The 25,623-nt window shown below is 71.1% G+C and carries 27 protein-coding genes; 15 read left to right on the forward strand and 12 right to left on the reverse strand.

Annotated features, from left to right (window positions below):
* Window positions 1-7 precede the first annotated feature (7 nt).
* The 9 genes from AC2D8W_RS15565 (at window position 8) to AC2D8W_RS15605 (ending at window position 6,379) form a co-directional block, all read left to right on the forward strand.
* Window positions 8-469 (forward strand): chemotaxis protein CheW, encoded by a 462-nt coding sequence (locus AC2D8W_RS15565; protein ID WP_293485640.1) that lies wholly within the window; start codon window positions 8-10, stop codon window positions 467-469.
* Window positions 469-1,323: a protein-glutamate O-methyltransferase gene (locus tag AC2D8W_RS15570; protein WP_484672293.1), complete on the forward strand. Its 855-nt coding sequence runs from the start codon at window positions 469-471 to the stop codon at window positions 1,321-1,323. The genes AC2D8W_RS15565 and AC2D8W_RS15570 overlap by 1 nt, the downstream gene beginning before the upstream one ends.
* Window positions 1,320-2,351 (forward strand): protein-glutamate methylesterase/protein-glutamine glutaminase, encoded by a 1,032-nt coding sequence (locus AC2D8W_RS15575; RefSeq protein WP_293485636.1) that lies wholly within the window; start codon window positions 1,320-1,322, stop codon window positions 2,349-2,351. The genes AC2D8W_RS15570 and AC2D8W_RS15575 overlap by 4 nt, the downstream gene beginning before the upstream one ends.
* Window positions 2,351-2,740, forward strand: a complete 390-nt coding sequence (locus AC2D8W_RS15580; protein WP_293485634.1) for a response regulator — start codon at window positions 2,351-2,353, stop codon at window positions 2,738-2,740. Before AC2D8W_RS15575 ends, AC2D8W_RS15580 begins: the two co-directional genes overlap by 1 nt.
* Window positions 2,737-3,288 carry a chemotaxis protein CheD gene (locus AC2D8W_RS15585; protein ID WP_484672294.1) on the forward strand — a complete coding sequence of 184 codons (552 nt, stop codon included), beginning with the start codon at window positions 2,737-2,739 and terminating at the stop codon, window positions 3,286-3,288. Before AC2D8W_RS15580 ends, AC2D8W_RS15585 begins: the two co-directional genes overlap by 4 nt.
* Entirely contained in the window at window positions 3,288-3,638 is a 351-nt protein-coding gene (locus AC2D8W_RS15590) for a hypothetical protein (protein ID WP_484672295.1), read from the forward strand. Before AC2D8W_RS15585 ends, AC2D8W_RS15590 begins: the two co-directional genes overlap by 1 nt.
* Window positions 3,632-4,237, forward strand: coding sequence for a response regulator (locus AC2D8W_RS15595; RefSeq protein WP_484672296.1), 606 nt, complete (start codon window positions 3,632-3,634; stop codon window positions 4,235-4,237). The genes AC2D8W_RS15590 and AC2D8W_RS15595 overlap by 7 nt, the downstream gene beginning before the upstream one ends.
* On the forward strand, window positions 4,234-4,719 hold the full coding sequence (locus AC2D8W_RS15600; RefSeq protein WP_484672297.1) for a hypothetical protein: 486 nt from the start codon (window positions 4,234-4,236) through the stop codon (window positions 4,717-4,719). The genes AC2D8W_RS15595 and AC2D8W_RS15600 overlap by 4 nt, the downstream gene beginning before the upstream one ends.
* Before the next feature lie 94 nt (window positions 4,720-4,813).
* Window positions 4,814-6,379, forward strand: coding sequence for an ATP-binding protein (locus AC2D8W_RS15605; RefSeq protein WP_484672298.1), 1,566 nt, complete (start codon window positions 4,814-4,816; stop codon window positions 6,377-6,379).
* Window positions 6,380-6,598: 219 nt separating this feature from the next.
* Here the strand turns inward: AC2D8W_RS15605 and AC2D8W_RS15610 are convergent, their stop codons facing one another.
* The 4 genes from AC2D8W_RS15610 to AC2D8W_RS15625 all read right to left on the reverse strand — a co-directional run bounded on the left by AC2D8W_RS15610 (window position 6,599) and on the right by AC2D8W_RS15625 (window position 8,815).
* Window positions 6,599-7,231: a response regulator transcription factor gene (locus tag AC2D8W_RS15610; protein WP_484672327.1), complete on the reverse strand. Its 633-nt coding sequence runs from the start codon at window positions 7,229-7,231 to the stop codon at window positions 6,599-6,601.
* 127 nt (window positions 7,232-7,358) lie between these two features.
* Window positions 7,359-7,760, reverse strand: a complete 402-nt coding sequence (locus AC2D8W_RS15615; RefSeq protein ID WP_484672299.1) for a MarR family winged helix-turn-helix transcriptional regulator — start codon at window positions 7,758-7,760, stop codon at window positions 7,359-7,361.
* Window positions 7,761-7,904: 144 nt separating this feature from the next.
* The gene (locus AC2D8W_RS15620) at window positions 7,905-8,333 is read right to left on the reverse strand and encodes a response regulator (RefSeq protein ID WP_484672300.1); all 429 of its coding nucleotides are present in this window, start codon (window positions 8,331-8,333) and stop codon (window positions 7,905-7,907) included.
* Between the two features lie 83 nt (window positions 8,334-8,416).
* On the reverse strand, window positions 8,417-8,815 hold the full coding sequence (locus tag AC2D8W_RS15625; RefSeq protein ID WP_484672301.1) for a response regulator: 399 nt from the start codon (window positions 8,813-8,815) through the stop codon (window positions 8,417-8,419).
* 216 nt (window positions 8,816-9,031) lie between these two features.
* On the opposite strand from AC2D8W_RS15625, the gene AC2D8W_RS15630 reads away from it, so the two are divergent.
* Window positions 9,032-11,149 carry a PAS domain S-box protein gene (locus tag AC2D8W_RS15630; RefSeq protein WP_484672302.1) on the forward strand — a complete coding sequence of 706 codons (2,118 nt, stop codon included), beginning with the start codon at window positions 9,032-9,034 and terminating at the stop codon, window positions 11,147-11,149.
* Window positions 11,142-11,744, forward strand: a complete 603-nt coding sequence (gene fixJ, locus AC2D8W_RS15635; RefSeq protein ID WP_484672303.1) for a response regulator FixJ — start codon at window positions 11,142-11,144, stop codon at window positions 11,742-11,744. The genes AC2D8W_RS15630 and fixJ overlap by 8 nt, the downstream gene beginning before the upstream one ends.
* A gap of 54 nt (window positions 11,745-11,798) precedes the next feature.
* Here the strand turns inward: fixJ and glf are convergent, their stop codons facing one another.
* On the reverse strand, window positions 11,799-14,054 hold the full coding sequence (gene glf, locus AC2D8W_RS15640; protein WP_484672304.1) for a UDP-galactopyranose mutase: 2,256 nt from the start codon (window positions 14,052-14,054) through the stop codon (window positions 11,799-11,801).
* A gap of 77 nt (window positions 14,055-14,131) precedes the next feature.
* Window positions 14,132-14,512 (reverse strand): NAD-dependent epimerase/dehydratase family protein, encoded by a 381-nt coding sequence (locus AC2D8W_RS15645; protein ID WP_484672305.1) that lies wholly within the window; start codon window positions 14,510-14,512, stop codon window positions 14,132-14,134.
* A gap of 110 nt (window positions 14,513-14,622) precedes the next feature.
* On the opposite strand from AC2D8W_RS15645, the gene AC2D8W_RS15650 reads away from it, so the two are divergent.
* Window positions 14,623-16,857 (forward strand): sugar nucleotide-binding protein, encoded by a 2,235-nt coding sequence (locus tag AC2D8W_RS15650; RefSeq protein WP_484672306.1) that lies wholly within the window; start codon window positions 14,623-14,625, stop codon window positions 16,855-16,857.
* A 3-nt stretch (window positions 16,858-16,860) separates the two neighbouring features.
* Here the strand turns inward: AC2D8W_RS15650 and AC2D8W_RS15655 are convergent, their stop codons facing one another.
* Genes AC2D8W_RS15655 through AC2D8W_RS15675 form a run of 5 tightly spaced genes read right to left on the reverse strand, consistent with a single transcriptional unit; the run spans window position 16,861 to window position 21,137 of the window.
* A complete protein-coding gene (locus tag AC2D8W_RS15655; RefSeq protein WP_293485611.1) occupies window positions 16,861-17,073 on the reverse strand; it encodes a hypothetical protein in 213 nt (70 codons plus the stop codon).
* A gap of 48 nt (window positions 17,074-17,121) precedes the next feature.
* Window positions 17,122-17,745, reverse strand: a complete 624-nt coding sequence (locus tag AC2D8W_RS15660) for a 2-dehydro-3-deoxy-6-phosphogalactonate aldolase (protein WP_484672307.1) — start codon at window positions 17,743-17,745, stop codon at window positions 17,122-17,124.
* Window positions 17,742-18,665 (reverse strand): 2-dehydro-3-deoxygalactonokinase, encoded by a 924-nt coding sequence (locus tag AC2D8W_RS15665; RefSeq protein WP_484672308.1) that lies wholly within the window; start codon window positions 18,663-18,665, stop codon window positions 17,742-17,744. The genes AC2D8W_RS15660 and AC2D8W_RS15665 overlap by 4 nt, the downstream gene beginning before the upstream one ends.
* The gene (locus AC2D8W_RS15670; RefSeq protein WP_484672309.1) at window positions 18,665-19,405 is read right to left on the reverse strand and encodes an SDR family NAD(P)-dependent oxidoreductase; all 741 of its coding nucleotides are present in this window, start codon (window positions 19,403-19,405) and stop codon (window positions 18,665-18,667) included. The genes AC2D8W_RS15665 and AC2D8W_RS15670 overlap by 1 nt, the downstream gene beginning before the upstream one ends.
* A gap of 7 nt (window positions 19,406-19,412) precedes the next feature.
* Window positions 19,413-21,137, reverse strand: a complete 1,725-nt coding sequence (locus tag AC2D8W_RS15675) for an IlvD/Edd family dehydratase (RefSeq protein WP_484672310.1) — start codon at window positions 21,135-21,137, stop codon at window positions 19,413-19,415.
* 456 nt (window positions 21,138-21,593) lie between these two features.
* On the opposite strand from AC2D8W_RS15675, the gene AC2D8W_RS15680 reads away from it, so the two are divergent.
* The 3 genes from AC2D8W_RS15680 (at window position 21,594) to AC2D8W_RS15690 (ending at window position 24,264) form a co-directional block, all read left to right on the forward strand.
* Window positions 21,594-21,830, forward strand: a complete 237-nt coding sequence (locus AC2D8W_RS15680) for a hypothetical protein (protein WP_484672311.1) — start codon at window positions 21,594-21,596, stop codon at window positions 21,828-21,830.
* A gap of 83 nt (window positions 21,831-21,913) precedes the next feature.
* A complete protein-coding gene (locus AC2D8W_RS15685; protein WP_484672312.1) occupies window positions 21,914-23,212 on the forward strand; it encodes a family 1 glycosylhydrolase in 1,299 nt (432 codons plus the stop codon).
* Entirely contained in the window at window positions 23,212-24,264 is a 1,053-nt protein-coding gene (locus tag AC2D8W_RS15690; protein WP_484672313.1) for an aldose epimerase family protein, read from the forward strand. The genes AC2D8W_RS15685 and AC2D8W_RS15690 overlap by 1 nt, the downstream gene beginning before the upstream one ends.
* Here the strand turns inward: AC2D8W_RS15690 and AC2D8W_RS15695 are convergent.
* Entirely contained in the window at window positions 24,236-25,564 is a 1,329-nt protein-coding gene (locus AC2D8W_RS15695; RefSeq protein ID WP_484672314.1) for an APC family permease, read from the reverse strand. The genes AC2D8W_RS15690 and AC2D8W_RS15695 overlap by 29 nt on opposite strands.
* Window positions 25,565-25,623 lie beyond the last annotated feature (59 nt).

Raw genomic sequence — 25,623 nt, forward strand, 5'->3', positions numbered from 1 at the left:
GGTCCACATGAGCAGCCCGAACGTCGCCGACCGGCGCGAACTGATCTCGTTCTGCATCGGCGAGCAGGAATTCTGCGTCGACATCCGCGCCGTGCGCGAGATCCGCGGCTGGACGCCTGCGACTCCCTTGCCCAACACCCTCGGCTACATCCGCGGGGTCATCAACCTGCGCGGCGCGGTGCTGCCCGTCGTCGACCTGGGGAGCCGCCTCGAGATCGAGACGTCGGCCCCGACCGAACGGCACGTCATCATCGTCGTGCAGATCGGGCAGCGGACCATCGGGCTGCTGGTGGACGCGGTCTCGGACATCCTGACGGTCGACGAGGACACGATCCAGCCCGCGCCGGACGTGGGCTGCGACGCCAACCGCGCCTTCGTTCGGGGACTGATCCCCTCCGAGGGGCGCCTGATCAGCGTGATCAGCCTGGACGGCGTGCTGCCTGACGTTCCTGTCGAGGAGGCGGCCTGATGGGCGCTCAGGCCGCACACGCGGCGAGTTCCGCGGCCGGGGCGGCCTTCGTCCTCGAGCCGAAGGACTTCCGGTTCATCGCGGACATCCTGCATCGCGACTCCGGCATCCGTCTGGGCGAGGGCAAGAGCTCGCTGGTCTACTCGCGGCTGAGCAAGCGCCTGCGCGCCCTGGGACTGACCCGCTTCCGCGATTACTGCGAGCTGATCGAGAGCCCGGAAGGCCGCGAGGAGCGCGCGGCGCTGCTGAGCGCGCTGACGACCAACGTCACCCGCTTCTACCGGGAACCCCACCACTTCGAGGCCCTGCGCGAGCAAGTGGTCACGACCCTCGCGCCCGCGGCGCGGGCGGGCGCCCGGGTGCGCCTGTGGTCCGCCGGCTGTTCGAACGGCCACGAGCCCTATTCGATGGCGATGACGCTTCTCGACGCGCTGCCCGAAGCCCGCCGGCTGGATGTCCGCATCCTCGCCACGGACATCGACCCCGTCGTCGTGCAGCGGGCCCGCCTCGGCCAGTACGACCCGGCCGAGCTTCAGCCCGTCCCGTCCGCGCTTCGGCAGCGCTACAGCCAGGACGTGGACGGCCAGGCGGTGATGGCCGACGAGGTCCGCGCGCTGATCAGCTTCGGCACGCTGAACCTCCACGGCGCGTGGCCCATGAAGGGCGACTTCGACGCCATCTTCTGCCGCAACGTGGCGATCTACTTCGACGAGGCGGCGCAGGCGCAGCTCTGGCGCCGGTTCGCCGAGCGCCTGAGCCCGAAGGGGCGCCTCTACATCGGCCACTCCGAGCGCGCGGACGTCCCCGGCCTCACCAGCGCGGGCCTCACGATCTACCGGCGAGCGGCGTCATGAGCGGCCCCGCGAAGGTCCTGATCGTGGACGACTCGGCGACGATGCGGGCGCTGCTGCGCTCGCGGATCGCGGCGGACCCCCGGCTGCTGGTCGTCGGCGAGGCGGCGGACGCCGACGCCGCGCGCGCCGCCATCAAGGCGCTGAATCCCGACGTGATCACCCTCGACATCGAGATGCCGCGGATGAACGGGCTCGACTTCCTCGAGCGGCTCATGCGGCTGAGGCCGATGCCGGTGGTGATGGTCTCGAGCCTCACCAGCCGCGGCGCCGAGCTGACGCTGGCGGCCCTGGAGCTCGGCGCCATCGATTGCGTGGCGAAGGGCGGCCCGGCCGGCGCCGACGCGTTCGACGACCTGGCCGACATCCTGGTGGTGGCGGCCGGGGCGCACCCGCGCATGCGCGAGGCTCCCGCCGCCGTGGCGTCCGACTACGTGGCCGGCGACCGCGTCGTGGCGATCGGGTCGTCGACAGGCGGCGTCGAGGCGCTGCTGCACGTCCTGGCCTGCTTCCCGGCCAACTGTCCGCCCACCCTCGTCACCCAGCACATGCCGGCGAGTTTCACCGCCAGCTTCGCGGCGAGGCTCGACCGCGTCTGCGCGCCGGAGGTCTCGGAGGCGCAGGACGGAGCCGACGTGGTTCCAGGGCGGATCTACCTGGCGCCCGGCGGCGCGACCCACCTGACCCTGCAGTCCGGGTCGGGCGGGCGCCTCGCCTGCCGCCTCACCGCCGAAGGCCCCGTCAGCGGCCATCGGCCCTCTGTGGACGTCCTGTTCCGGTCGGTCGCGGCCGTGGGCGCGCGCGGCGTGGGGGTGATCCTGACCGGCATGGGCCGGGACGGAGCCGAAGGCCTCCTGGCGATGCGCCGCCGCGGCGCGACGACCATCGCCCAGGATGAGGCCACGTCGATCGTCTACGGCATGCCGCGGGCGGCGGAGGAGCTGGGCGCCGTCGAGCGCGTGCTTCCGCTGCACCGCATCGGACCTGCCGTCCTGCGCGCCGCCGCACAACCCCTTCAAGGAGCCGCCTGATGCCCGCCGCCGCCGCCCTCAAGGTGATGATCGTCGACGACCAGCTGACGATGCGCACGCTGGTGCGCAACGGGCTCAAGTCCATCGGAGTCGAGGAGATCGACGAGGCCGTGGACGGCGAGGACGGCCTGCGCCAGCTGCTGAACAAGTCCGTGAACCTGGTGATCTCGGACTACAACATGCCGAAGCTGGACGGCCTGAGCCTCCTGCGGGCGGTCCGCGCGGCGCCGCAGCTCGGCAAGGTGGGCTTCATCATGCTCACCGGCCGCGCCGACACCGACCTCGTCCAGCGCGCCGCGCAGTTCGGGGTCAACAACTACCTGGTGAAGCCGTTCACGGTCGCCAGCCTTCGGCAGAAGATCGAGGAAGTCTACGGGGCGCTCACGTGAGCGGGGCCACGGCCGTCCTCGACGCCGGTCGCAGGCTGCATGTCGTCCAGGGCGGCCATGCGATCTGCAGCGACGCCGACGTCTGCCTGACGACCATCCTGGGAAGCTGCGTGGCCGCCTGCCTGTGGGATCCCGTGGCCGGCGTCGGCGGCATGAACCACTTCCTGCTGCCCGAGCGGCCGGACGGGGCCGTGGGCGACCGGCGCTACGGCGTGCAGGCCATGGAGGTGCTGATCAACGGCCTCCTGCAACGCGGCGCGCGCCGCGACCGGCTGCGCGCCAAGGCCTTCGGGGGCGCCCGCATGGCGGCCCGGATGGTCGACATCGGCGCCCGCAACGCGGAGTTCATCCGGACCTTCCTCGGAGACGAGGCCATTCCGCTGGTGGCCGAGAGCCTCGGCGGCGCCGCCGCCCGCCGGATCCAGTTCTGGCCGGCCAGCGGGCGCGCACGCCAGCACAAGGTCGAGGATCGCACGGTCGCCGAGCGCGAGCACGTGCTGCTGCGGCCGGCGCCGGCGGCGCACGCGGGCGAGCTGGAGCTCTTCTGATGACGGCCGCCGACACCGCCGACCTGCCGCAGCTCCTGCAGTCCGTCGGCGAGGAACTCGTCCGCTGGGCCCGGTTCGGCGAGGCCTTCGAGCTGGTGCTGGCCCCGGTCATCGAGCGCCACGTGCTCTCGCGGGAGGAGGTCGAGGCGCTGCAGGGCCTCGACAGCCTCATCCAGCACCTGCACGAGCTGGGCGCGCTCTGCGCCGGACTGGGCGCCAGCGACCTGCCGGGCCTGGCCGACGGCGCGCACGCCGAGGCGCTGGACCGGATCCGTCTCTGCGACCTTCGCCGGCGGCTCGGCGGCGAGCAGACCGCCGGCCCGTCCACGGGGGAGTGCGAGCTGTGGTAGCGCCCGCGGACAAGCCGGAACTGCGGCTGGACCTGCGTTCGGCGCACGTCCTGTGCGCCGACTCCACCTCGATCGGGCTCGATATCATCGCCCAGATCCTCCACGGCTTCGGGGTCGCCCAGGTCGTCCGCGCCTGCGGCCCGCAGGAGTTCCGCGACTGGATCAAGAAGAAGACCTTCGACCTGATCATCGTCGACGCCGAGATCGGCGACCACGAGGGCTTCGAACTCATCCGCGCCCTCCGCACGAGCGCGCCTGAGGCGAACCGGGTCGTCCCGGTGGTCTGCGTGAGCGGCTATCTCCCGAAGTCGCGGGTCGTCGCGGCCCGGGACTGCGGCGCCAACTTCGTCGTGGCCAAGCCGCTGAGCGCGGGCGTCCTCCTGGACCGCATCGTCTGGCTCGGGCGCCACGACCGGCTTTTCGTGGAAAGCCCCAACTACGTCGGCCCGGACCGGCGGTTCAAGAACTCGGGCATCCCGTCCGACACGGGCGGACGCCGCGCAGGCGACCTGTCCGTCACCGTCGGCCACCCCATCGGAGCGAACATGTCCCAGGACGAGATCGACGGCATGCTGAAGCCTCAGAGGCTGGGCCTGTGAGCAAGGTCAAGTTGCGGCCCGTGCGCTACCGCCTGCGCGACATGGTCGGCGGGACGCGGGGGGTCAGGGTGAGCGAAGCCCTGGCCCGGGCGGAAGCCAACCTGGAGCGGACGGCCGGCGTGCGGTGGGCGGCGCTGGACGAAGGCCTGCAGGAGCTGGTCCGGGTGATAGGGCACGGCCGCGCAGAGCGTCCCGGCGACGACGAGCTCAAGCATGTCCGCCGGACCGCCAGCTCCATCATCGCCTGCTGCATGGAACAGCCGCTGCCGAGCGTGGCGCGGGTGCTGGCCAAGCTCTGCGAGATGACGGACAGCCTGCTGGCCTCGCGCTACTGGGTCGCCGGGGCGCTCGACCCGGCGATCGAGCTCGCGCTGCTCTGCCGGCGCGGCGAGGTTCCCGAGGCGCACGTCGGCCCGCTGCTCGACGCGCTGGACGCCTGCATCGCGCGCTACCGGGCGGAGGAGGAGGGCGTCACCGCCTGAACCGCATTCGTTGCAGCCGGAAAAGGTTCTACCGCGGCGGTTAGGGCCGCTAGCCCTAGCCTTCTCGCAGGCTCTCGACAGGTCGAGGTAGAGAATGAAACTCGCCAACGCGCCGAATGGACGCTCGCTGATCGCCGCTCTCGATCAGTCGGCCATCGTGGCCGCCACCGACGGCGCCGGCCGCATCATCTACTGCAACGCCCGCTTCATCGAGGTCAGCGGCTACGCCGAGGCCGAGCTGCTGGGCCGCAACCACAACATCCTCAACAGCGGGACGCACCCCAAGTCGTTCTTCCAGGAGATGTACCGGACGATCACCTCGGGCGAGACCTGGCGCGGCACCGTCTGCAACCGGCGCAAGGACGGGGAGCTCTACTGGGTCGACACCACCATCGTGCCCGAGCGCGAGGGCGACGGTCCGATCACGGGCTACATCGCCATCCGCTCCGAGGTCACCGGCCACGTGGCCGCCCTCCAGGCCCTGAAGCGGGCGAAGGAGGCGGCGCTGCGGGCGGGCTCGGCGAAGGACCAGTTCCTCGCCAACATGAGCCACGAAGTGCGGACTCCCCTCAGCGGCATCGTCGGCCTGGCCGAGGTGCTCGCGCGCACGCCGCTCACCGCAGAGCAGCGCGGCATGGTCGACCTGATCATGGACTCCAGCCACTCGCTGCGCCGGATCGTCGACGACGTGCTGGACCTCGCCAAGGCCGAGGCGGGGGAGCTCTCCATCGAGTTTCAGCCGTTCGACCTGCGCGAGGAGGTCGTCTCGGCCGCCGAGCTTCACCGCGTCCGTGCGGTGGAAAAGGGGCTCGCGTTCGACATCGCCTTCTCGGACGAGGCCTCGGGCTGGATATCGGCGGACCCGCTGCGCATGCGGCAGGTCCTCGCGAACCTGATCTCGAACGCGATCAAGTTCACCCAGGTCGGCTCGGTGCAGGTTCGCGTCACCCTCGACGAGACAGACGGAGGACTCGTCCTGGCGATCGAGGTGGAGGACACCGGCATCGGCTTCGACGAGGACACCGCGGCGCGGCTGTTCGACCGGTTCGCCCAGGCGGACGAGTCCACCGCGCGCAAGTTCGGCGGCACGGGGCTGGGCCTTCCGATCGCCCGCAACCTCGCCCAGCTCATGGGCGGCGACGTGACCACGCGCAGCCGTCCGGGCGAGGGCAGCTGCTTCCAGCTGACGATCCCCGTGACGAGGGCGGCGCCGCCCGGCGCCCTGACGCGGCCCGTCCCCGGGTCGGACGACGTGGCGGCCGCCGGCGTGCGCGTGCTGGTGGCCGAGGACCACCCCGTGAACCAGCTGGTGGTGAAGGGCCTTCTGGAACCGCTGGGCGTGGAGCTCACGATCGTGCCGGACGGCGCCGAAGCCGTCCGCGAGGCCGCCATCGGCGCCTACGACGCCATCCTCATGGATCTGCAGATGCCCGTGATGGACGGCATCGAGGCCATCCGACGGATCCGCATGCGCGAACGGGCCGACCGGCGCGCGCGCACCCCGATCGCGGTCATGACCGCCAACACCTCGGATGCGCACCACCGCGCCGCCCACGAGGCCGGGGCGGACGGCTTCATCCCCAAGCCGCTGTCCCTGGACACATTGCTGGGCGGCCTCGAGGATCTGTTGGCGGGCCTGAGCCGCGCGGCGGCGGCCTAGGTTTCAGGGGTCATTTCGAGATCGGCGATCTCGACAGCTTCCGACCGTCCCGGCGAATGCCGGGACCCAGATCCACGTGCGAGATCTTGGTTGGAGGGGCTCCAAGCCTAGGAACCCGCATTTCAGCCATTCCATCTGGATCCCGGCCTTCGCCGGGATGACCGGGTATCGGTTGTCGGAACAGCCGATCTCGCAGGGCCTGAACCTGGAGCCGTCCCCTCAGGGCGCAGCGTCGGGGCGCCAATCCGCCGCGATCGCCAGGCGGAGCAGTTCCGGCAGCGAGCGCGTCTGGGTCTTCACGTGCAGCAGGCGGCGGTATTCTTCCACGGTGCGCGCGCTGATACCGAGCTGCGCGGCGATCGTGCGTGAGTTGCCGCCCGCCATCAGGGCCGACAAGACCTCGCCTTCGCGCGGCGAGAGGCTGGCGAGGCGGTGCGTTGCGCTGATCCGCGCCGCGGTGCGCTGCCGGGCGTCGCGGCGGGCGCGCACCCGCGTCAAGGCCGCGAGCAGATCGTCCTGTTCGAAGGGCTTCTCGATGAAGTCGTCGGCGCCCTCCTTCATGGCGCGGACGGCCATCGCGACCTCGCCATAGGCCGACATCACGATCACCGGATTGGTCCGGCCGCGGGCCCGCAGATCGGACAGCAGGCTGAAGCCGTCGCGCCCCGGCATCCGGAGATCCGTGAGCACGCAGACGTCCTCGTCGTCGGCGACCTTCTGGAGGGCGGCGTCGACGGATTCGGCGGTCTCGGTCGGGATGCCCAGGACGGCGTCCAGCAAGGTCCGGAGGGACGACCTCATCCCGTCATCGTCATCGACGACCAGGATCCGGAGATCCGCTGGTGCATCCATCCTTCCGCGCCCCGCAAGCACACCGGAGACCCGGCCAAGGTTTACCCGCTACGGGTAATTGCCGATCTGATTCCCCTAGTTGGCGACCAAGTCAACGGCAGGTTGCTGTAGTGCCGGGCGCGACCTTTCAGCGCGCGCCACCGATGCCGTCGAGGGCCTCGACCAATTGCTGCAGGGACATGTGTCCGCGGGTGGCGGCGAAGTCGGTTTCCAGCCGCGCCAGGCGCTGCTGGGCCTGGCCGAGCACATCGCGGCCCCGGTCGGTGATCGCGACCATCTTCGTGCGCCGGTCGTGGACATGCTGCCGGCGCTCGACGAGGCGGTGCATCGAGAGCTCGTCGACCAGCCGGGTGACCGAGGCCGGCGAGACGCGCAGGCGCGCCGCGAGGGCGCCCTGCGAAAGCCCGCGCGGCCCCTCGTGAGCCACGCCCTGGAGCGCCCGCATCGCCGCGAAGGAGAGGCCTTGCGGCGCCAGGTCGCGACTGAAGGACTCGGTGATCCGGCGCGCCGCCTGGAACAGGGCGTCCATCAGGGCGCCATCGCCGGAACCTGCCTCAGGGGCCGCTGCCCGTAACCCACTCATGACAAACCTTCGTGAAACTGGCCGGCGAACGCGGCGGCCGGCGATGGAGGATCCCGCGGCGCCAACTGGCCGACCGCGATGCTCGGGCCGTCAGGCGGCGCGGATGGACGTCGGCGCCCAGCGCCAGGCGTCGGCGCGTTCCCGGGCCTGCTGTTCCAGCAGCGTCCGGGCCACGTCCAGCAACCTGTCGGGGTTGATGGGCTTGGAGAGGGCGACGTCGGCGCCGAGGAGCTTGGCCAGCCTCAGGACATCCATGCCGCACTGCGTACCGCCGCCCGAGATTGCGATCATCTTCGGCGGGAACATCTCCTGGCGCAGTGCGATGATCGTTTCGATCCCGTCCTGCTCGGGCATGAAGATGTCGGTGACCACCAGATCCGCGGGTTCCACCTTGAACAGGTCCATGGCCGCGCGGCCGTCGTCGGCCTGCTGAACCTGATATCCGGCGTCGCGGAAGATCTCGGCGATCAGGGTCTGGCAGACGATGTCATCGTCGATGATCAGGATGCTCTGCGTCACGTCTGGTTCCCCCCGCCGCCTTCCTGCGGCCGTCCAGACAAGAAAGTCATAGCGGGTGGAAAACTTCACCCTGGGACAATTACTTACGGCAATTCCGACCCTTGGTTGCGCGCCAGCAGATCCGAGACGGCCTGGGCCAGACGGTCGCCCAGCACGGGCTTCTCCAGGAGCAGGGCGGCCGCGCGGTTCGCCCGCCGCCTGAGCTGTCGCGGCGGCAGCGTCGCCATCAGGATGATGGGCAGCGGGTCACCCTGTCGCCGCAGCGCCTCCACCACGTCGATGGTCGACGCCCCCCTCATGTTGGCGTCCACGATGAGGACCGCGGGCGCACGCGCCGCGACGTGTGCGAGGAGGTCGTCCGTGCTGCTCGCCAGCTCGACTTCACAGCCGCGCACGCGCAGGCCGAAGCGCAGGGCTTCGCGCACGGCGATGTCGTCTTCCACGAGGAGGACGAGCGGACGGGCGGCAGCGAGGCGAGGCATCGACCGTTCCGGTGGACATGGAGTACTGGGCCAGAAGGAGGCCGCAGCACCGCTAACACCGCGCGCTCCGGGCGCACAGTTGAGGCGGTTGCGTACGTAGAAACCCGTAGATCGCGACGGCGGCTTCCCAACGCCGCAACAGGTCGGCTAGGCTTTCATGCCCCCTGTCGTGTCGCCTCATGTACCCCAAGCGTGAGTCGTCCTGAGCGTCACACCATGACCCGCGCAGCAATTCGACGTTTCGTGCCGGGCGTCCTCATCACAGCGTCGCTGGGATTGGTGGCGGCTGCGGGGCTTGGGGTGTTTCAGGCCGCGCACACGGATCAAGTCATCGCCCGCGAGATCGCAGGCTCGTTCGAGCGGATCGGCCTGTCCGACGAGCTGGCTCTGTCGCTGGCCGCCCTTCACGCGGAGAGCGGCCGGGTCGAGGAAGGCGCAGCGTCGACCGAAGCGTACGCGCGCGCGCGTCAGACCGCTGCGGCGCGATTGTCGACGCTGGAGCGAGTGGTGGGGGGCGATCCGCAACAGAGGTCCCGGCTTGCGCGCGTGCGGACCGTCCTGGCCATCGAGGGCTTCCTGGCGTCCCAGGCCGCGATCGCCGCGGCCGAAGCGACGGTGGTCCAGTTCCGGCGTGAAGAGCGGCGGCGCATCATGGCCGCACGGGCCGGCTCGGAGGCGCGGCGGGAGTGGGCCCTCTACAGCGCCATTGCCGCCATGGGGGCGGGCTTCGTGGCGGGCGGCATGGCCACGACGGCCCTCATATGGCGCCGCCGGGCGGTCGAAGCCGAACTGGCGGCCGCGGCGCGCGACGCGCGCAACAACGCGGAACTCCTGGCCGGGATCGGCGCGGCGACGCCGGACCTCATCTACGCCAAGGACCGCGATCGCCGCGTGATCTACGCGAACGCGGCGGCGCTGCAGGTCCTGGGGAAGAGCTGGGAGGAGACGGTCGGCCGGACCAGTGAGGAGATCACCAACGACTTCAACCCCCAGGAGATCGAAGCGGACCTGCGGGTGCTCGCGACCGGGGAGGAGCATCGGTCGGAGCTCGAATGGACCACGCCCGACGGGATCGACCGCTTCTACCGGGTCACTAAGTTCCCGCTGCGCAACGCCGAGGGCGAGGTGGTGGGCGTCGGCGGCGTCAGCACCGAGATCACCGACACCTTCGCCACGCGCGCGGAGCTCGCCAACACCATCGCGCACCTGGAGATGCGCGAGGCGCACCTGAGCTCGATCCTGGCCTCCATCCCCGACGCCATGATCGTCATCGACGAGCGCGGCGCCATTCAGTCCTTCAGCGCCGCCGCCGAGCGGCTGTTCGGCTGGACCGCCGCCGAAATGGACGGGGTCAACGTCAACCGCCTGATGCCGGAGCCCTACCGCGGCGGGCACGACGGCTACCTCAGCCGCTACCTGGCCACGGGCGAGCGGCGCATCATCGGGGTGGGGCGCGTGGTGGTCGGCGAGCGCAAGGACGGATCCACGTTCCCGATGGAGCTCGCCGTCGGCGAGATGCGCACCGGTCGCGTCCGGTTCTTCACGGGCTTCGTCCGGGACCTCACCGAGCGCCAGGCCGCCGAGCGCCGCTTCCAGGACGTGCAGGCGGAGCTGGCCCACGTCAGCCGGCTGTCGGCCATGGGCGAGATGGCCTCGGCCCTCGCGCACGAGCTCAACCAGCCGCTCGCCGCCACGACCAACTACATCCAGGGCGCCATGCTTCTCCTGGACCAGCCCGAGTTCGACCGGGACCTTGCGCACGAGGCCCTGAGCGACGCGCGCGAGCAGATGCTGCGGGCAGGCTCGATCATCCGCCGGCTGCGGGAATTCGTGGCCAAGGGCGAGACCGAGCATTCCATCGAGAACCTGTCGCAGCTGCTTGAGGAAGCCGGCGCCCTGGCGATGGTGGGCGCCAAGGATCGCGGCGTCCGCCTCCGCTACGACGTCGCTGCCGCGGCGAAGTTCGTGCTGGTGGACCGGGTGCAGATCCAGCAGGTGCTGCTCAATCTGATCCGCAACGCCGTGGAAGCGATGGCGGAGGCCGAGCGCCGCGAACTGACCGTGGGCGCCAGGGACGCGCCGGACGAGATGGTGCAGATCATCGTCAAGGACACCGGGCCCGGCATCAGCCCGGAGATCGCCGAGCACCTCTTCCAGCCATTCATGACCACCAAGCGCGACGGTATGGGCGTGGGGCTTTCCATCTCGCGCACGATCGTGGAAGCCCACGGCGGCCGGATCTGGGTCGAGTCCAATCCGGCGGGCGGCACGATCTTCAACTTCACGCTCCGCGCGATGCCGACGCGCGACATCGAGGAGGCCAGTCTTGCCTGACCGGCTCGAGATCTACGTCGTCGACGACGACGAAGCCGTCCGGAAGTCGCTGAACTTCATGCTGCGGGCCGCGGGCTTCCTGGTGCGGACCTATGACAGCGCCGCAGACTTCCTGGCGGACGCGAAGGACCTTGGGCGAGGATGCCTGCTGACCGACGTCCGGATGCCGGACATGGACGGCCTTGAGCTTCTGCGCCGGATGAGGGCCCAGGGCGTTACGTTCCCGGTGGTGGTGATGACCGGCCACGGCGACGTGCCCCTCGCGGTCGAGGCGATGAAGCTGGGCGCGGCCGACTTCATCGAGAAGCCGTTCAGCAACGAGGTCCTGCTGGCGGCCCTGGGCGCGGCGCGGCGCGGCGTGAGCCTGAACGGGGAGGCGGATGCGCAGCCCTACAAGGACCTGGTGGCGAAGCTCACCCCCCGCGAGGTGGAGGTGCTGAAGAGCGTGGTCGCCGGGCACACGAACAAGGTGATCGGCCGCCAGTTCGGGATCAGCCCCCGGACCGTGGAGGTGCACCGGGCGAACCTGATGCTCAAGCTGAACGTGACCACGCTCTCCGAACTGGTCCGCACGGCCCTCCTCGCAGGGCTCTGAACGCCGGTGCTGGAAGAGCCGGCGCGCCTGCGGAGGCAGGCGGCCGGGTCGCTTCTAGGCCGTGCGCGTGAGCGTGGGGGCTTCGGTGGCGACGGTGGGCTCCACCGTGCGGCCGGCCGCCTGGGCGATGCGGCGGAAGGTGGCCAGCGCCTGGCCGGTCACCTGGTCCATGTTGTAGTAGCGGTAGGTGGCCAGGCGACCCACGAACAGGACCTCGGGGGTCCGCTGGGCGAGCGCCTCGTACTTCTTGAAGAGCGCCTGGTTCTCGGGCCGCGGGACCGGATAGTAGGGGTCGCCGTCGGCGCGCGGGTACTCGTAGGTGATCGTGGTGCGCGGCGAGACCTGCCCCGTCATGTGCTTGTATTCGCTGATCCGCGTGTAGGGCGTCGACTCGTCGGGATGGTTCACCGTGCCGACCGCCTGGAACTGCTCCTGCTCGAGCGTTTCGTGCCGGAAGGCGAGGCTGCGGTAGGGCAGCTTCCCGTAGCGGTGGTCGAAGTACTCGTCGATCGGACCGGTGAAGATCAGCCGGTCGAACACGGCCTCGTCGCGCACGTCCTCGAACTCCACGCCGGTCTGGATCGTGACGCCGGGCCGGTCCAGCATGTTCTCGAACATGCGCGTGTAGCCCTCGGCCGGCATGGCCTGGAACCTGTCGGTGAAGTAGCGGTCGTCGGTGTTGACGCGTGTCGGCACCCGGGCGGTGACCGACTTGTCGAGCTCGGACGGGTCCATGCCCCACTGCTTGCGGGTGTAGCCGCGGAAGAAGGTCTCGTAGAGCTCGCGCCCGACCTGACTGATCACCACGTCCTCGGAGGTGCGGATCCGCTCCACCGGCTCGGCGCGGCTCTTGAGGTAGGCCTCGGCCTCGGCGTCGGTGGCGAGCTGCAGGCCATAGAGGGCGTTCAGCGTCGTCCGGTTGATGGGGATGGGCACCTGCTGGTCCCCAACCTGGGCCAGGACGCGGTGCTCGTACGGGCGCCAGCCGGTGAACTGGGACAGGTAGCCGAACACTTCCTCGGAGTTGGTGTGGAAGATGTGCGGGCCGTAGCGGTGCATGAGCACGCCCGCGGCGTCCTTCTCGTCGTAGGCGTTGCCGCCGATGTGCGGGCGCCGGTCCACCAGCAGCACCCGCTTGCCGAGCTGGGAACTGAGGCGCTCGGCCAGCACGGATCCCGCGTAACCCGCGCCGACGATCAGGTAGTCGAAGGGGCGCCTGCGGTCGGACGGGCGCGCGACCGGCGCGCCGAGCATGACCCGGGCGGCGGCGGCGTGCGCCGAGAGCACCTTGGCGATCTCGGCGGACATGGCCTCGAAGGTGTGCTCCCAGGACATGGCGGCGAGGGCCGTGTCCGCGGCGTCCAGCCAGGGGCCGGGCTGGCGGGCCAGCCGCAGCGCGACCTCGCAGGCCTCCACGAACGCCGGCGCCGTGTCGGCGATCCTCACGGCCTCCAGCTCTCCGTAGTGCCGGATCACGTCCGTGATGGGGGTCGAGACCACCGGGCGGCCGCCGGAAAGGTACTCGGGCGTCTTGGTGGGGCTGATGAAGCGCGTGGCCTCGTTCACGGCGAAGGGCATCAGCGCCACGTCCCAGCCCGACAGGTAGGCCGGCAGCTCGGCGTAGGTCTTGCCGCCCAGGAAGTGGAGGTTGGGACGGCGCGGCAGGGTGTCGGGGTCGATCTTCACGACCGGTCCCACCATCACCAGCTGCCAGTCGGGCCGCGCGTCGGCGACGGCGGCCAGGAGGTCGAGGTCCATCCGCTCGTCGACGACCCCGTAGAAGCCCAGGCGCGGCCCCGGAATGGCGGCCTGGTCCTCGGGCGAGTGGTCGCCCTTGCGGGCCTGCGCGAAGTGCTGGCGGTCGACGCTCGAGGGGAAGGGATGGATGTTCGGATGTCGGTCGCGCTTGGCTTCCCACAGGCTGTAGCCACCGGTGAACACCACGTCGGCCAGCGACAGCAGTTCCTGCTCCAGGGTCACGAGCTCGGGCGGGGCGAACTTGAAGTTCGCGAGCTCGTCCATGCAGTCGTAGACGGTGCAGGCGGACGACAGGTGCCGCGAGAACGGCAGCATCATGGGCGTGTAGTACCAGCGGACCAGCTGGTGCTCGGCGGGCAGGGCCTGGTCCAGCAGGGCCTTGAGGGCGGCTTCCCGGGCAGGGCCCTGCAGGTCGTCCGGCAGGCGCGGGGTGGCGACCGTGACGCCGCTCTGGGCGCAGACCCGGGCGTCGAGCGATGGCGGTGAACCGGGGGCCGAGGGCAGCGGCTCTTCCCAGAAGATGACCTGCCGATCGCGCGCGAAGCGCGTCATCAGGTGCTGCGGGCGCTGGAAAACAAAATCCCACCGAAGATGAGAGAAGCAGACCAGGAGGTTTCGGCGGGACGCGATCACGAGGTTTTCCTGAGTTTGGGACGCGGAAACGAGCAACGCCCGCCGGAGGCGGGCGTGAAGCGAATGGGGAGCCGGCTCACTCTGCCGCGTCCGCGACGAGTGGAGCCCGGAGGTCCGGCCGCGCGACCGAGCGCCCGAGCTGCGAAGTGGACGACGGCAGTGACGCCATGGACGTCGATGGCGGCGGTCAGCCGCGCACGGTCGCGGGTGTCGCCATGGACGAAGGGGCCCCAGCGAACCGCGTCCCGGAAACCCGAGCTCAGGTTGTCGTAGACGACAGGCTGATGGCCCCGCTCGTACAACGGTCTCGCCGTTTGCACGTCGATGTAAGCCGCGCCCCCGGCGCCAAGGACGACATGCCGCGATCCCCGATCCATGGATTGGTAAATGGCCGGGGAGGGCGTCTCGTTCCCGTGACCCCGAACGCGGACCCCCGGAACAAAATCGCTGGTGCGGCATTGGCTTAGATCGCCAGGGATGCCGCGTGATGCTGGAGCTGTGGGGCGGGCACGAGTGCACCGTCAATCGCGTGGGCGAGGTCTATTTCGACCAGACGCTCCGCTCCGGGCATGAGACCCGCCTCGGAGACCTCGACCGATTCGCGGACCTCGGGGTGAAGGCGCTCCGGTACCCGGTCCTGTGGGAACGCGCGTGCGCGAACGTCGATGCGGCGGCCGACTGGAGCTGGTCCGACGCGCGGCTCGACCGCATCCGCGCCCTGGGCCTGCGCCCCATCGTGGGCCTGCTCCACCACGGCAGCGGACCGCCGGGGACAAGCCTGCTCGACCCCGACTTTCCGGCCCGCTTCGCCCGCTACGCCCGGGCCGCCGCGGAGCGGTACCCCTGGGTCGACGACTGGACGCCGATCAACGAGCCTTTGACCACCGCGCGCTTCGCGGCCCTGTATGGGCTCTGGTATCCGCACGTGCGCGACGAGACGGCGTTCTGGACGGCGCTGCTGAACCAGATCGAGGCGACCTGCCTCGCCATGGGCGAAATCCGGGCGGTCAATCCTGCGGCGCGGCTGATCCAGACCGAAGACCTCGGTCGCACCTACGGCACCCGGCCGGTGGGCCACCAGGTGGCCTACGACAACGCCCGCCGCTGGATGACCTGGGACCTGCTCTGCGGGCGGGTCACGCCCGGCCACTTCCTGCACGGGCGGCTGGCGGCGTTCGGGTTGGGCGACCGGCTCGCGGACCTCGCGGAGCGCCCGTGCGCGCCGGACGTCGTCGGGGTGAACCACTACCTCACGAGCGACCGGTTCCTGGATCACCGCGTCCAGGACTATCCGCCGGCTGTCCGGGGCGGAAACGAGTGGATGGCCTTCGCCGACGTGGAAGCGATCCGTGTCGCGAGTCCCGCGCCTGGCGGTCTGGAGGGCGCGCTGGAGGAAGCCTTCGCGCGCTACGGCCTGCCGCTCGCGGTGACCGAGAGCCACAACGGCTGCACGCGCGAGGAACAGGTTCGCTGGGTGCGCGAGGCCTGGGACATCGCCGAACGGCTGAGAGCCCGCGGCGTGGACGTGCGCGCCGTGACGGCCTGGGCCCTTCTGGGCTCGCACGACTGGCAGAGCCTGCTGACCCGCGCCGACGGGGCCTATGAGGTCGGCGCCTTCGACGTGCGTGGCGGCGTGCCGAGGCCCACCGCCGTCGCCCAGGAACTGAAGCGCCTCGCAAGACAGGGCGGGGCGCCGCATCCGGCCACCACCGGCCCCGGCTGGTGGCGGCGTGACGTCCGGCTGGAGTACAGGCCCGTGATCCGCACCCCCGACGGCGCCGAGCCCCGGCGCGAATGGCGCTCCGGTCCCGGCGACGGGCGGCCTCTCCTGATCGCCGGCGCCACAGGCACCCTGGGACAGGCTCTGGCGCACGCCTGCGAACTGCGCGGCATCACCTATCACCTCACCAACCGGCGCGAACTCGACCTGGAGAACCCGGACGCCATCGCCCGCCGGCTCGACGACACGGGCGCCTGGGGCGTGATCAACGCCGCCGGCTGGGTCCGCGTGGACGAGGCCGAGACGATGCGGGACGCGTGCTTCGCCGCCAACGCGAGGGGCGCGATCGACCTGGCGCGCGCCTGCGCCCGGCGCGGTCTCCGCTACGTGACCTACTCCAGCGACCTCGTCTTCGACGGCCGGAAGGGCGAGGCGTACGTGGAAGCCGACGCGCCGTCGCCGCTCAACGTCTACGGCGCCAGCAAGGCCGAGGCCGAGCGGGGCGTCATGGAGGCCTGCGATACGGCCCTCGTGCTGCGGACGTCGGCGTTCTTCTCGCCGCACGACGCCTACAACTTCGCCCACCACGTGCGGCTGACGCTGATGAACGGCGAGCGCTTCCAGGCGGCGGACGACCTCGTGGTCTCGCCGACCTATGTGCCGCACCTCGTGGAGGCCAGCCTGAACCTGCTGATCGACGGGGACACGGGGATCCGGCACCTCGCCAACGGCGGCGCGGTCACCTGGGCGGAGTTCGCCGGCCGGCTGGCGCGCGCGCTCGACCTCGACGAGCGGCTCGTGGTCGGCGTCCCGCATGCGACGTTCGGCTGGGCCGCCGCCCGGCCGCCGGCCGTGGCGCTGGCGACGGAGCGCGGCGAGGTGCTGCCTTCGCTCGACGACGCCATCCGCCGCTACGCCCAGCGGGTCGGCGAGTGCGGACTGATCCATGCGGAGGAAGCGCTCGAGCGTCGCGGCGGCGCGCCCGCCGCGCGCCTGCGCTGAGCCTCAGTTTCTCGCGCCGGGGACCCCGGAGTCGTCGTCCTCGTCCGCCTCGAACGCGGTGTCGTCCTCGTCGAGCAGCTCGTCGGCCGCATCGATCAGGGCATCGAGCTGCTCGGCGGTCAGCGTCAGCGAGACCGCGCCGCCCTCGTCGTCCTCGAACCGCAGCAGGAAGTCGCCGTCTCGGGGCGTGATCTCGAACTTGGCCAGGCTGTTCATGCGCGGTCCTCCGTGGGGGCAGGGAGAACACGTGAACCGCGCGATCGTTCAGCCGAGGGCGCGGGCGGCCTCGACGACGCGCTGGGCCTTCTCTCTCGTCTGCGCCGCGTCCTGGCCCGGGCGGTAGAGCTCCCCGCCCAGGCCGAAGCCCCGGGCGCCGGCCTCCCACCACGCCGCCATGGCGTCGGGCCCCACGCCGCCCACCGCCCAGACGTCGGCGTCCGCGGGCAGCACGGCGCGCAACTGGCGAAGGTGCGTGGTCCCGTAAGTCGCGGCCGGGAACAGCTTCAACCGGCGCGCGCCGGCCTCGTAGGCGTCGAAGGCCTCGGTGGCGGTGGCGAAACCGGGCACGGGTTCGAGGCCCAGATCCAGTGTCCGGCGGATCACGTCGGGCCGTGTGTTCGGCGAGACGACGATGCGGCCGCCGGCCGCGGCGACCTCGTCCACCTGCGCGGGCGACAGCACGGTCCCGGCGCCGACCGCCATCCGGCCCGCGAACGCCTCGGCGATGCGCCGGACGCTCTCCAGGGGCTGCGGGGAGTTCAGGGGGACCTCGACGGCCCGGACGCCGGCCTGGAAGAGGGCCTCGGCGTGCGCCGAGGCCTCGTCGGGCGTCACGCCGCGAAGGATCGCCACGACCGGGCAGGCTGCCAGCGCGTCCTCGAGCCTCAAGGCGATCTCCCTGCCAGATGAAGCGCCCTGAGCCCGGCCACCGCGGCGGCCTCGCCGTCGAAGGCGCGGGTCGCGACGCCGCGCGCCTGCAGGGCGCGGGCGTAGAGGGCGCAAAGCCGGGCGTCGCCCAGCAGGACGACCTCGTCCGCGAGTCCGCCGGCGCCCGCGCCCAGGAGCTGCGGCGTGGCCGCCACGTCGGCGCCGATCAGCAGACCGGACAGGTAGCTGGACGAGGTCTCGGGCGCCGCGCGGCCCCCCACGACCCGGGCGCGCACGGTGAAGAGCCGGGCGGCCAGCGCGTCGCCGTCGCCGGCGGCCGCGAGGCCGGCGTCGAACGCCCCGCTGTCGTCCGGCGGCGCGTCGCTCTTGAGCACGCTGTGCTTCGACAGCACCGCGAACAGCTCGCCCGTCATGGCGGTGACGAAGTCGGACAGGCGCCCCTCCTCCACGACCATCCACTTGGTATGCGTGCCCGGATGGCAGACCAGGCGGCGGCCGCGCGCGTGGTCCGGGTGCTGCGCGAGCCAGCCGAACAGCTGGGTTTCCTCGCCCCGCATCACGTCGCCCTGGCCGTCGAACCCGCGCGATCGCACCCCGGGCACGATCCGCACGTCGGGCGAGCCGGGGGCTTCCGTCATGGCCGAAGCGAGGTCGGCGAGGGTGGCCGGACAGTCGCGATAGGGCACGGTCGTCCAGCCCAGATTTGACCCGACCATCCCGCAAAGGACCGCCGGAAGGCCCTCGGCGCCGAGGGCGGGGCGAACCTGTTCGGCAAACACCCGCGGCGCCTCGCCGGCCGCGAGCCGCGAGACTCCAAGCGGGAGGTCCCGGTCGACGAGGACGCCGCCCGACGCATCCAGCGTCCAGGCCCGCAGATTGGTGGTCCCCCAGTCGCAGGCGAGGAGTGCGGGTTCCGCCATCAGACCCGGCCCGCGTCGACGACCAGGTTCTGGCCGGTCATCATGCGGCTCTCGTCCGAGGCCAGGAACAGGGCGGCGCGGGCGATGTCCTGCGGCAGGATCCGGTCCTTCAGCGCCACCTGGTCGGCCCAGGCGGCCTCGGCCTGCGGGGTCAGCCACAGCTCGAGCTGGCGCTCGGTGACCACCCAGCCGGGCGACAGCGCGTTGACGCGGATCCGGTCCGGCCCCCACTCGCGGGCGAGGCCCTTGCTGAGGCTGTTGATCGCGCCCTTCGCGGCCACGTAAGCCGACATGCCCGCCGGGCCCCAGAGGGCGTTGATCGAGCTGACGTTGACGATCGCGCCGCCGCCCGCCGCCTTCATCATCGGATAGACCGCCACCGAGGCGATCAGGGCGGGGTCCAGGTTGACCGCCAGCGCCTTGCGCCACGCGTCGGGTGTCAGGTCGGCGGCCGCGTGGCGGGTGTCGTTCGCCACGTTGTTGATCAGCACCGTCACCGGACCCAGCGCCGCGGCGGCGTCGCCGATCGCCGCCTGCAGCGCCGCGGCGTCGGTGACGTCGCAGCGGCGGAACCAGCCGCCGACCTGCGCGGCCAGCGCGTCGCCGGCCTCCTGCTGCAGGTCGACGAACGCCACCCGGCAGCCCTGGGCGGCGAAATGCTCTACGAAGCTCGCGCCGATGCCCGAGGCGCCGCCGGTCACGAAGACGACGCGGTCCTTCAGGCTGGGGTAGGCGGCCACGTCCATCTCAATGGGACTCGCGCGTCACGTCGGCGCTCGACTTGCCGACCAGGAAGTCGAGGTCGGCGCCCTGGTCCGCCTGCAGGACGGTGTCGATGTAGAGCTTGTACCAGCCGCGGGTGAAGTCCGAGGGCCGGCGCTGGGCCTCCCAGGCCTCCCGCCGGCGGGCGAGTTCGGCGTCATCGACGAGAAGGTCCAGTGTCCGGCCGGGCCCGTCGAAGGCGATCTCGTCGCCGGTGCGGACGAGCGCCAGGGGCCCCCCGGCCTCGGCCTCCGGCGAGACGTGCAGGATCACCGTGCCGTACGCGGTGCCGCTCATGCGCGCGTCCGAGATGCGCACCATGTCGCGCACGCCCTGCTGCAGCAGCTTCGGAGGGAGCGCCATGTTCCCGACCTCGGGCATGCCCGGGTAGCCCTTCGGCCCGCAGCCCTTGAGCACCAGGATCGACGTCGCGTCGACCTTGAGATCGGGATCGTCGATGCGGGCCTTGTAGTCCTCGATGTCCTCGAACACGACCGCGCGCCCGCGGTGGGTGAGCAGCTCGGGCGAAGCGGCGCTGGGCTTCAGGATCGCGCCGTCCGGGCAGAGATTGCCGCGCAGCACCCAGACCCCCGACGAGGGCCCCACGGGTTCGGCCATCGAGCCGATGACCTCGCGGTTCCAGACCTCGGCGGCGTCGGCGATCTCGCCCTGGGTGTGCCCGGACACCGTCATCGCGTCGCGGCGGAAGGCGCCGGCCATCTCGCGCATCACCGCCGGACAGCCGCCGGCGTAGCAGAAGTCCTCCATCAGGAACCGGCCGGACGGCATCAGGTCGACCAGCAGGGGGACCTCGCGGCCCAGCCGGTCGAAATCCTCGAGGCTGAGCTCCACGCCGACGCGTCCGGCGAGCGCCAGCAGGTGAACCACCGCGTTGGTCGAGCCGCCGATGGCCGCGTGCATCAGGATCGCGTTCTCGAACGCCTCGCGGGTCAGGATCTGCGACAGGCGGACGTCGTCCTTCACGAGCTGGACGATGCGGTTGCCGGTGAGGTGCGCCAGCGTCTTGCGGCGGGCGTCGACGCCCGGCAGCGCCGCGTTGTTCGGCAGGCAGACGCCCAGCGCCTCCATCAGGCTCGCCATGGTCGAGGCCGTGCCCATGGTGTTGCAGACGCCGTGGCTGCGGCTCATCGAGCTCTCGGCCGAGAGGAAGTCCTTCAGCGTCATCTCGCCGGCCCGCACGGCCTCGGAGAACCGCCAGACGTCGGTGCCGGAGCCGATGTCGCGTCCCTGCCACTTGCCGTTCAGCATCGGGCCGGACGAGACGACCATGGTGGGCAGGTCCACGCTGGCGGCGCCCATGAGCTGGCCCGGCGTGGTCTTGTCGCAGCCGCCCAGCAGTACGACGCCGTCGATCGGATTGGCGCGGATCGACTCCTCGACCTCCATGGCCAGCAGATTGCGGAACAGCATCGCCGTGGGCCGCATCTGGGTCTCGGGCAGGCTCATGGCCGGGAACTCGATCGGCACGCCGCCGGCCTCCCAGACGCCGCGTTTCACGTATTCGGCGAGGTCGCGCAGGTGGAACTGGCAGGTGACCAGCTCGGACCAGGTGTTGCAGATCCCGATGATGGGCCGGCCGTCGAAGACGTGGTCGGGAAGCCCCGTGCCCTTGATCCAGCTGCGGTGGATGAAGCCGTCCCGGTCCAGCTTGCCGTAGCTTCTCTGGCTGCGCAGCTTCCTGTCCGCCACCTGGCGTCCCCTTCTCGATCCCTGGGGCTAAACCCCCAAGCGGGCATGCAGGTTCTGTCCATACCCGGCGAAGACCGCGAGGGGCAGTCCGGGAATGCCGGCCGGCGGCCGGGGGCGGTCAGCCCGGCGCCGGCCGGTCGACTGCGACGCTTGCGCGCAGCCCCGGGCCTGGCGGCCCTCGGCTGCGGCCACGCGCCGCGCCAAACGAGGGCCCGTGGGTCCGGCGCGCCGCGACCGAGCGGCTCGTCCGGGCTCGCACGGCGCCGTACATTATCCAGAAATTTCAGCAACTTGTGGGGGTGGCGACCCGGCTCGGGCCGGGCCGTTCGTCGCCAGGGCGCGCGCATCCCGACCGGCGGTCGTCTGCGACAACCTGACGGCCGCGTTTTGGTTCCGTTCAACCTTTCGAGTCGACTATCTTCCCCACAAGCAACCCGGGCGGGGGCCCGCAGAGTCATGACGTTGTCCAGCTATTCCGACGTGTTCTCGATCTCCCACGACAGGGAGCATCACGAGGAGATCCACCCGGGAGATCTCGTCCGGACGGGCGAGAACTACCACCCGCACTACGAGGTCGTCGCGGTGAACGGGGACAAGGCCTGGGTCCGGAACGTGCAGAACGGGGCCGACAGCCTGGCCCTCCTGGCCCGCTGCCGGAAGATCGCCCCGTCCCTGATGATGGCCGCCGAGTAGGCTCCGACTGAACCGCGCATCGCCGCCGGAGTTGTATCCGGGGGAACCGCCGGGCAGCGGGAGGATGCGTCATTTCGGCTTTCATGTTTGCGACCGGGATCGAGAACTCGATTCCGCGGATCCAGAACGGTCGGCTTCGGATCGACCAGATGGAGGCGTGCGGCCACTACGCGCGCTGGCGCGAGGACTTCGACCTCGTCGAGGAGTTGGGCCTCGCCTACCTGCGCTACGGCCCGCCTCTGCATACGACCCTTCTCGGGCCCGACCGTCACGACTGGGAGTTCGCCGACGTCACCTTCGCCGACCTGCGGCGGCGCGACATCAGCCCGATCGTCGATCTCTGCCACTTCGGCGTCCCCGACTGGATCGGTGACTTCCAGAACCCGGATTTCTCGGAGCAGTTCGCCCGCTACGCCGGCGCCTTCGCGCGGCGTTTCCCGTGGGTCCAGCTCTACACGCCGGTCAACGAGATGTTCATCTGCGCCCAGTTCTCGGCCAAGTACGGCTGGTGGAACGAGCAGGGGACCACGGACCGGACCTTCGTCACGGCGCTGAAGCACATCGTGAAGGCCAACGTGCTGGCCATGCACGAGATCCTGAAGGTCCGGCCGGACGCGATCTTCATCCAGAGCGAGTCGTCGGAGTACTTCCACGCCGAGAACCCGGCCGCGATCAAGCCGGCCGAGATCGAGAACTCCAAGCGGTTCCTGTCCCTCGACCTGAACTACGGACATCGCGTGGACTCCGAGATGTACGAGTACCTTTTCGACAACGGCATGACGAAGGCGGAGTACCACTTCTTCCTCGGCCACTCGCTCCGTCACCACTGCATCCTCGGCAACGACTACTACTGGACCAACGAGCACCGTGTCGCCGCCAACGGGATGACCCGCGCCTCGGGCGAGATCTTCGGCTACTCCGAGATCACGCGGCAGTACTACGCGCGCTACCGGCTGCCGGTGATGCACACCGAGACCAACATCGCCGAGGGCCCGAACGGCGACGAGGCCGTGAACTGGCTGTGGAAGGAGTGGGCCAACGTCCTGCGGGTCCGCAACGACGGCGTCCCGACGGTGGGCTTCACCTGGTACTCGCTGACCGACCAGATCGACTGGGACGTGGGCCTTCGCGAGCAGAACAACCGTGTGCATCCCGTGGGTCTCTACGACCTGAACCGCAACATCCGGCCGGTAGGGCGCTCGTACAAGCAGCTCATCCATGACTGGGGAACCGTGCTGCCCACCCAGAGCGTCTGCCTGACCGTGCCGGTGGTCCCGCCCTCGGAGTACGGGCACGAGACGGCCGCGCGCCATGCGGACGAGGCCCGCGAGCTGCGCGCCACCGAACTGGCCACCGGGAGCGCCGGCAGCGCGCCGGGCTGATGGATCCGTCGCCGCTCATCGGCGGGGCGCCGATGGTGACCCTCGTGGCCGAGCGGCCGCCGGACGGCCCTGGGATCGTCGAGGCGACGGTGCTTCCCGGCCGCGGCTTCATGCTCCTCCAGGCCCGCGCGCGACGGCCGGGCGGCGAGGTCATCGACCTGCTGCATGCGCCCGAGCCCGCCGCCGCGGCGGCCGAGCTGGACGGCGGCCCGGACGACTTCGCCGGCAACCGCGCGTTCGCCTTCGGCGGCGCGATCCTCGCGCCCTTCGCCAACCGGATCCGCGGCCGCGCCCTGGCGGAAACCCGCGAGATCGAGACGACGATCGGCGGCCGGCCGGTCCGGCTTCCGCGCAACTGGGGCGGCAAGCGTCCGGGCGCGGAAGCCTACGCCATGCACGGGCTCATCCTGGCCCGCCCGATCGCGTTCGAACGCGACGGCCCGGGTGCGGTGAACGGACGGCTGGACGCGCTCGCCGGCTGGCCCGGGCCGCTCGAGCTCTCGTTCCGCTGGTCGCTGGCCGACGGCGAGCTCGCGCTGCGGCTCGAGGCGCGGAACACGGGAACCGGGCCCACGCCCTTCGGAGCGGGCTGGCATCCGTACTTCCGGCTCCCCGGTGGCGACCGTCGCCGTGTCCGCCTGCGCCTTCCCGCGAACCTCCGCGCCGAGGTGAACAACTACGACGAGGTGCTCCCGACGGGGCGGCTGCTGTCCGTGGCCGGGACCCCGTACGACTTCCGCGCCGGCCGGGCGCTCGGGGATCTCTACCTCGACGACGGCTTCACCGGCCTGGAGCCTGGCCCCCTGAGCATCGAGGTGGCCGACCCCGCGGCCGGGCTGGCGCTGCGCATCGCCTCCACCTCGTCCCGGGTGCGCGCTGTGCAGGTCTATGCGCCGCCGGATCAGGCCTTCGTCGTGATCGAGCCGCAGTTCAACCTCGCCGACCCGTTCGGCGCGGTCTGGCCGCGGGACGTCGACACCGGCATGGCCTGGCTCGCGCCGGGCGAGACGGCGACGTACGACGTCAGCCTTCGGGTGCTGGCCTGTCCGTGACCGGCGCCTGAGCGGGGCGGCCGCGGGCCAGGAAGAGCACCAGCCCCACCGCCAGGCCGGACACGATCGCCACCGCCTGGACCGCGGTCATCTGCACCAGGATGCCGGCGCAGCCCAGGACGACCACCGCCAGCACCAGCGGCGCCGCCGGCATCCGGTAGGCGGCGGGCGGAGCCGCGCCGGCGCGCTCGGCCCGCCGCAGCCGCATCGCGGCCAGGGCGACGCTGAGGTAGACCACCAGCCGCGTGCCCACGGCCAGGGCGACCAGCGACTGGAACGTGCCGGTCAGGGCCAGGGCGACGACCAGGACCGAGCTGATCACCACCGCCACCACGGGCGTGCCGAACCGCGCCGACCGCGTCCCGAACCAGGCCCAGGTGTCGCCCTGGTCGGCCAGACCCTGCAGCAGCCGCGAATTCGCCAGCACCGCACCGGCGTTGCTGCCTGCGACCGCCAGGATCGCGGTGGCGGCGATGGCCCACCAGCCGGCGGGCCCGAGCACGACGCCCGCGGCGTCGCCCAGCGCGAGGCGGCTGTCGGCGAGGTTCGGGACCAGTCCGATGGCCACGGCGTTGGCGCCCACCAGCAGGACGACGCCGGCCGCCAGGGAGGCGAAGAGGGCGCGCGGGACGTCCCGCTGCGGGTCGCGCGCCTCTCCGGCCGGGATCGCGAGGTTCTCGAAGCCCGCATACGAGAACATCGCCATGGTGGCCGCGGCGACCGCGGCCGACAGGCCCAGCGGCTGCGTCGGGGCGAGGGTCGAGACGTCCAGGCGGTGGACGGCGAGGACGATGAGCAGGACGACGGGCGTGACCTTGATGATCGCCAGAGCCGTCAGGAGGCCTGCGTTGACCTTGCCGCCGATGATCGAGAACGCGGCGATGACCGTGGCCAGCGGGACGACCATGGCGGCCGTGGCGCCGAGGCCCAGGGTGCGCCCCGTGGTGACCTCCACGAGCATCACCAGGGCGGCGAACATCGACGCGGTGGAGATCACCCGCGAGACGTAGAGGATCCAGCCGATCTCGAAGCCGGCGAGGGGCCCGAAGGCGCTGCGCACATAGAGGTAGGCGCCGCCGTTCTCCCGGAAGCGGCTCCCGACCTCGGCGAAGCAGAGCGCGATGGCGAACATCAGCACGCCCACCACCAGCAGCACGACGGGCGCCCAGGCGCCGGCGGTGGCGAAGTACTGCGCCGGCAGCAGATAGAAGCCGGCGCCGATGATGCTGTTCACACCGACCGCGGCGAGGGTCGGCAGGCCCATGGCCCGCGGAGACGAACTGAGGCGGGGCTGCGACATGGGGGGCCTGTGCGGCCGGCGCGGACTGCGTCGGGTCAGCCGAGCCTAGAATATGTTAC

This window comes from Phenylobacterium sp. T106 (assembly GCF_057219735.1).

Coding starts and splice junctions, on each gene's coding strand:
- AC2D8W_RS15575 (WP_293485636.1), top strand. CDS start 1,320: ATGAGCGGCCCCGCGAAGGTCCTGATCGTGGACGACTCGGCGACGATG.
- AC2D8W_RS15685 (WP_484672312.1), top strand. CDS start 21,914: ATGTTTGCGACCGGGATCGAGAACTCGATTCCGCGGATCCAGAACGGT.
- AC2D8W_RS15645 (WP_484672305.1), bottom strand. CDS start 14,512: ATGGATCGGGGATCGCGGCATGTCGTCCTTGGCGCCGGGGGCGCGGCT.
- AC2D8W_RS15630 (WP_484672302.1), top strand. CDS start 9,032: ATGACCCGCGCAGCAATTCGACGTTTCGTGCCGGGCGTCCTCATCACA.
- AC2D8W_RS15665 (WP_484672308.1), bottom strand. CDS start 18,665: ATGGCGGAACCCGCACTCCTCGCCTGCGACTGGGGGACCACCAATCTG.
- AC2D8W_RS15655 (WP_293485611.1), bottom strand. CDS start 17,073: ATGAACAGCCTGGCCAAGTTCGAGATCACGCCCCGAGACGGCGACTTC.
- AC2D8W_RS15615 (WP_484672299.1), bottom strand. CDS start 7,760: ATGGACGCCCTGTTCCAGGCGGCGCGCCGGATCACCGAGTCCTTCAGT.
- AC2D8W_RS15625 (WP_484672301.1), bottom strand. CDS start 8,815: ATGCCTCGCCTCGCTGCCGCCCGTCCGCTCGTCCTCCTCGTGGAAGAC.
- glf (WP_484672304.1), bottom strand. CDS start 14,054: ATGACGCGCTTCGCGCGCGATCGGCAGGTCATCTTCTGGGAAGAGCCG.
- AC2D8W_RS15580 (WP_293485634.1), top strand. CDS start 2,351: ATGCCCGCCGCCGCCGCCCTCAAGGTGATGATCGTCGACGACCAGCTG.
- AC2D8W_RS15610 (WP_484672327.1), bottom strand. CDS start 7,231: ATGGATGCACCAGCGGATCTCCGGATCCTGGTCGTCGATGACGATGAC.
- AC2D8W_RS15565 (WP_293485640.1), top strand. CDS start 8: ATGAGCAGCCCGAACGTCGCCGACCGGCGCGAACTGATCTCGTTCTGC.
- AC2D8W_RS15590 (WP_484672295.1), top strand. CDS start 3,288: ATGACGGCCGCCGACACCGCCGACCTGCCGCAGCTCCTGCAGTCCGTC.
- AC2D8W_RS15650 (WP_484672306.1), top strand. CDS start 14,623: ATGCTGGAGCTGTGGGGCGGGCACGAGTGCACCGTCAATCGCGTGGGC.
- AC2D8W_RS15680 (WP_484672311.1), top strand. CDS start 21,594: ATGACGTTGTCCAGCTATTCCGACGTGTTCTCGATCTCCCACGACAGG.
- AC2D8W_RS15695 (WP_484672314.1), bottom strand. CDS start 25,564: ATGTCGCAGCCCCGCCTCAGTTCGTCTCCGCGGGCCATGGGCCTGCCG.
- AC2D8W_RS15570 (WP_484672293.1), top strand. CDS start 469: ATGGGCGCTCAGGCCGCACACGCGGCGAGTTCCGCGGCCGGGGCGGCC.
- AC2D8W_RS15605 (WP_484672298.1), top strand. CDS start 4,814: ATGAAACTCGCCAACGCGCCGAATGGACGCTCGCTGATCGCCGCTCTC.
- AC2D8W_RS15690 (WP_484672313.1), top strand. CDS start 23,212: ATGGATCCGTCGCCGCTCATCGGCGGGGCGCCGATGGTGACCCTCGTG.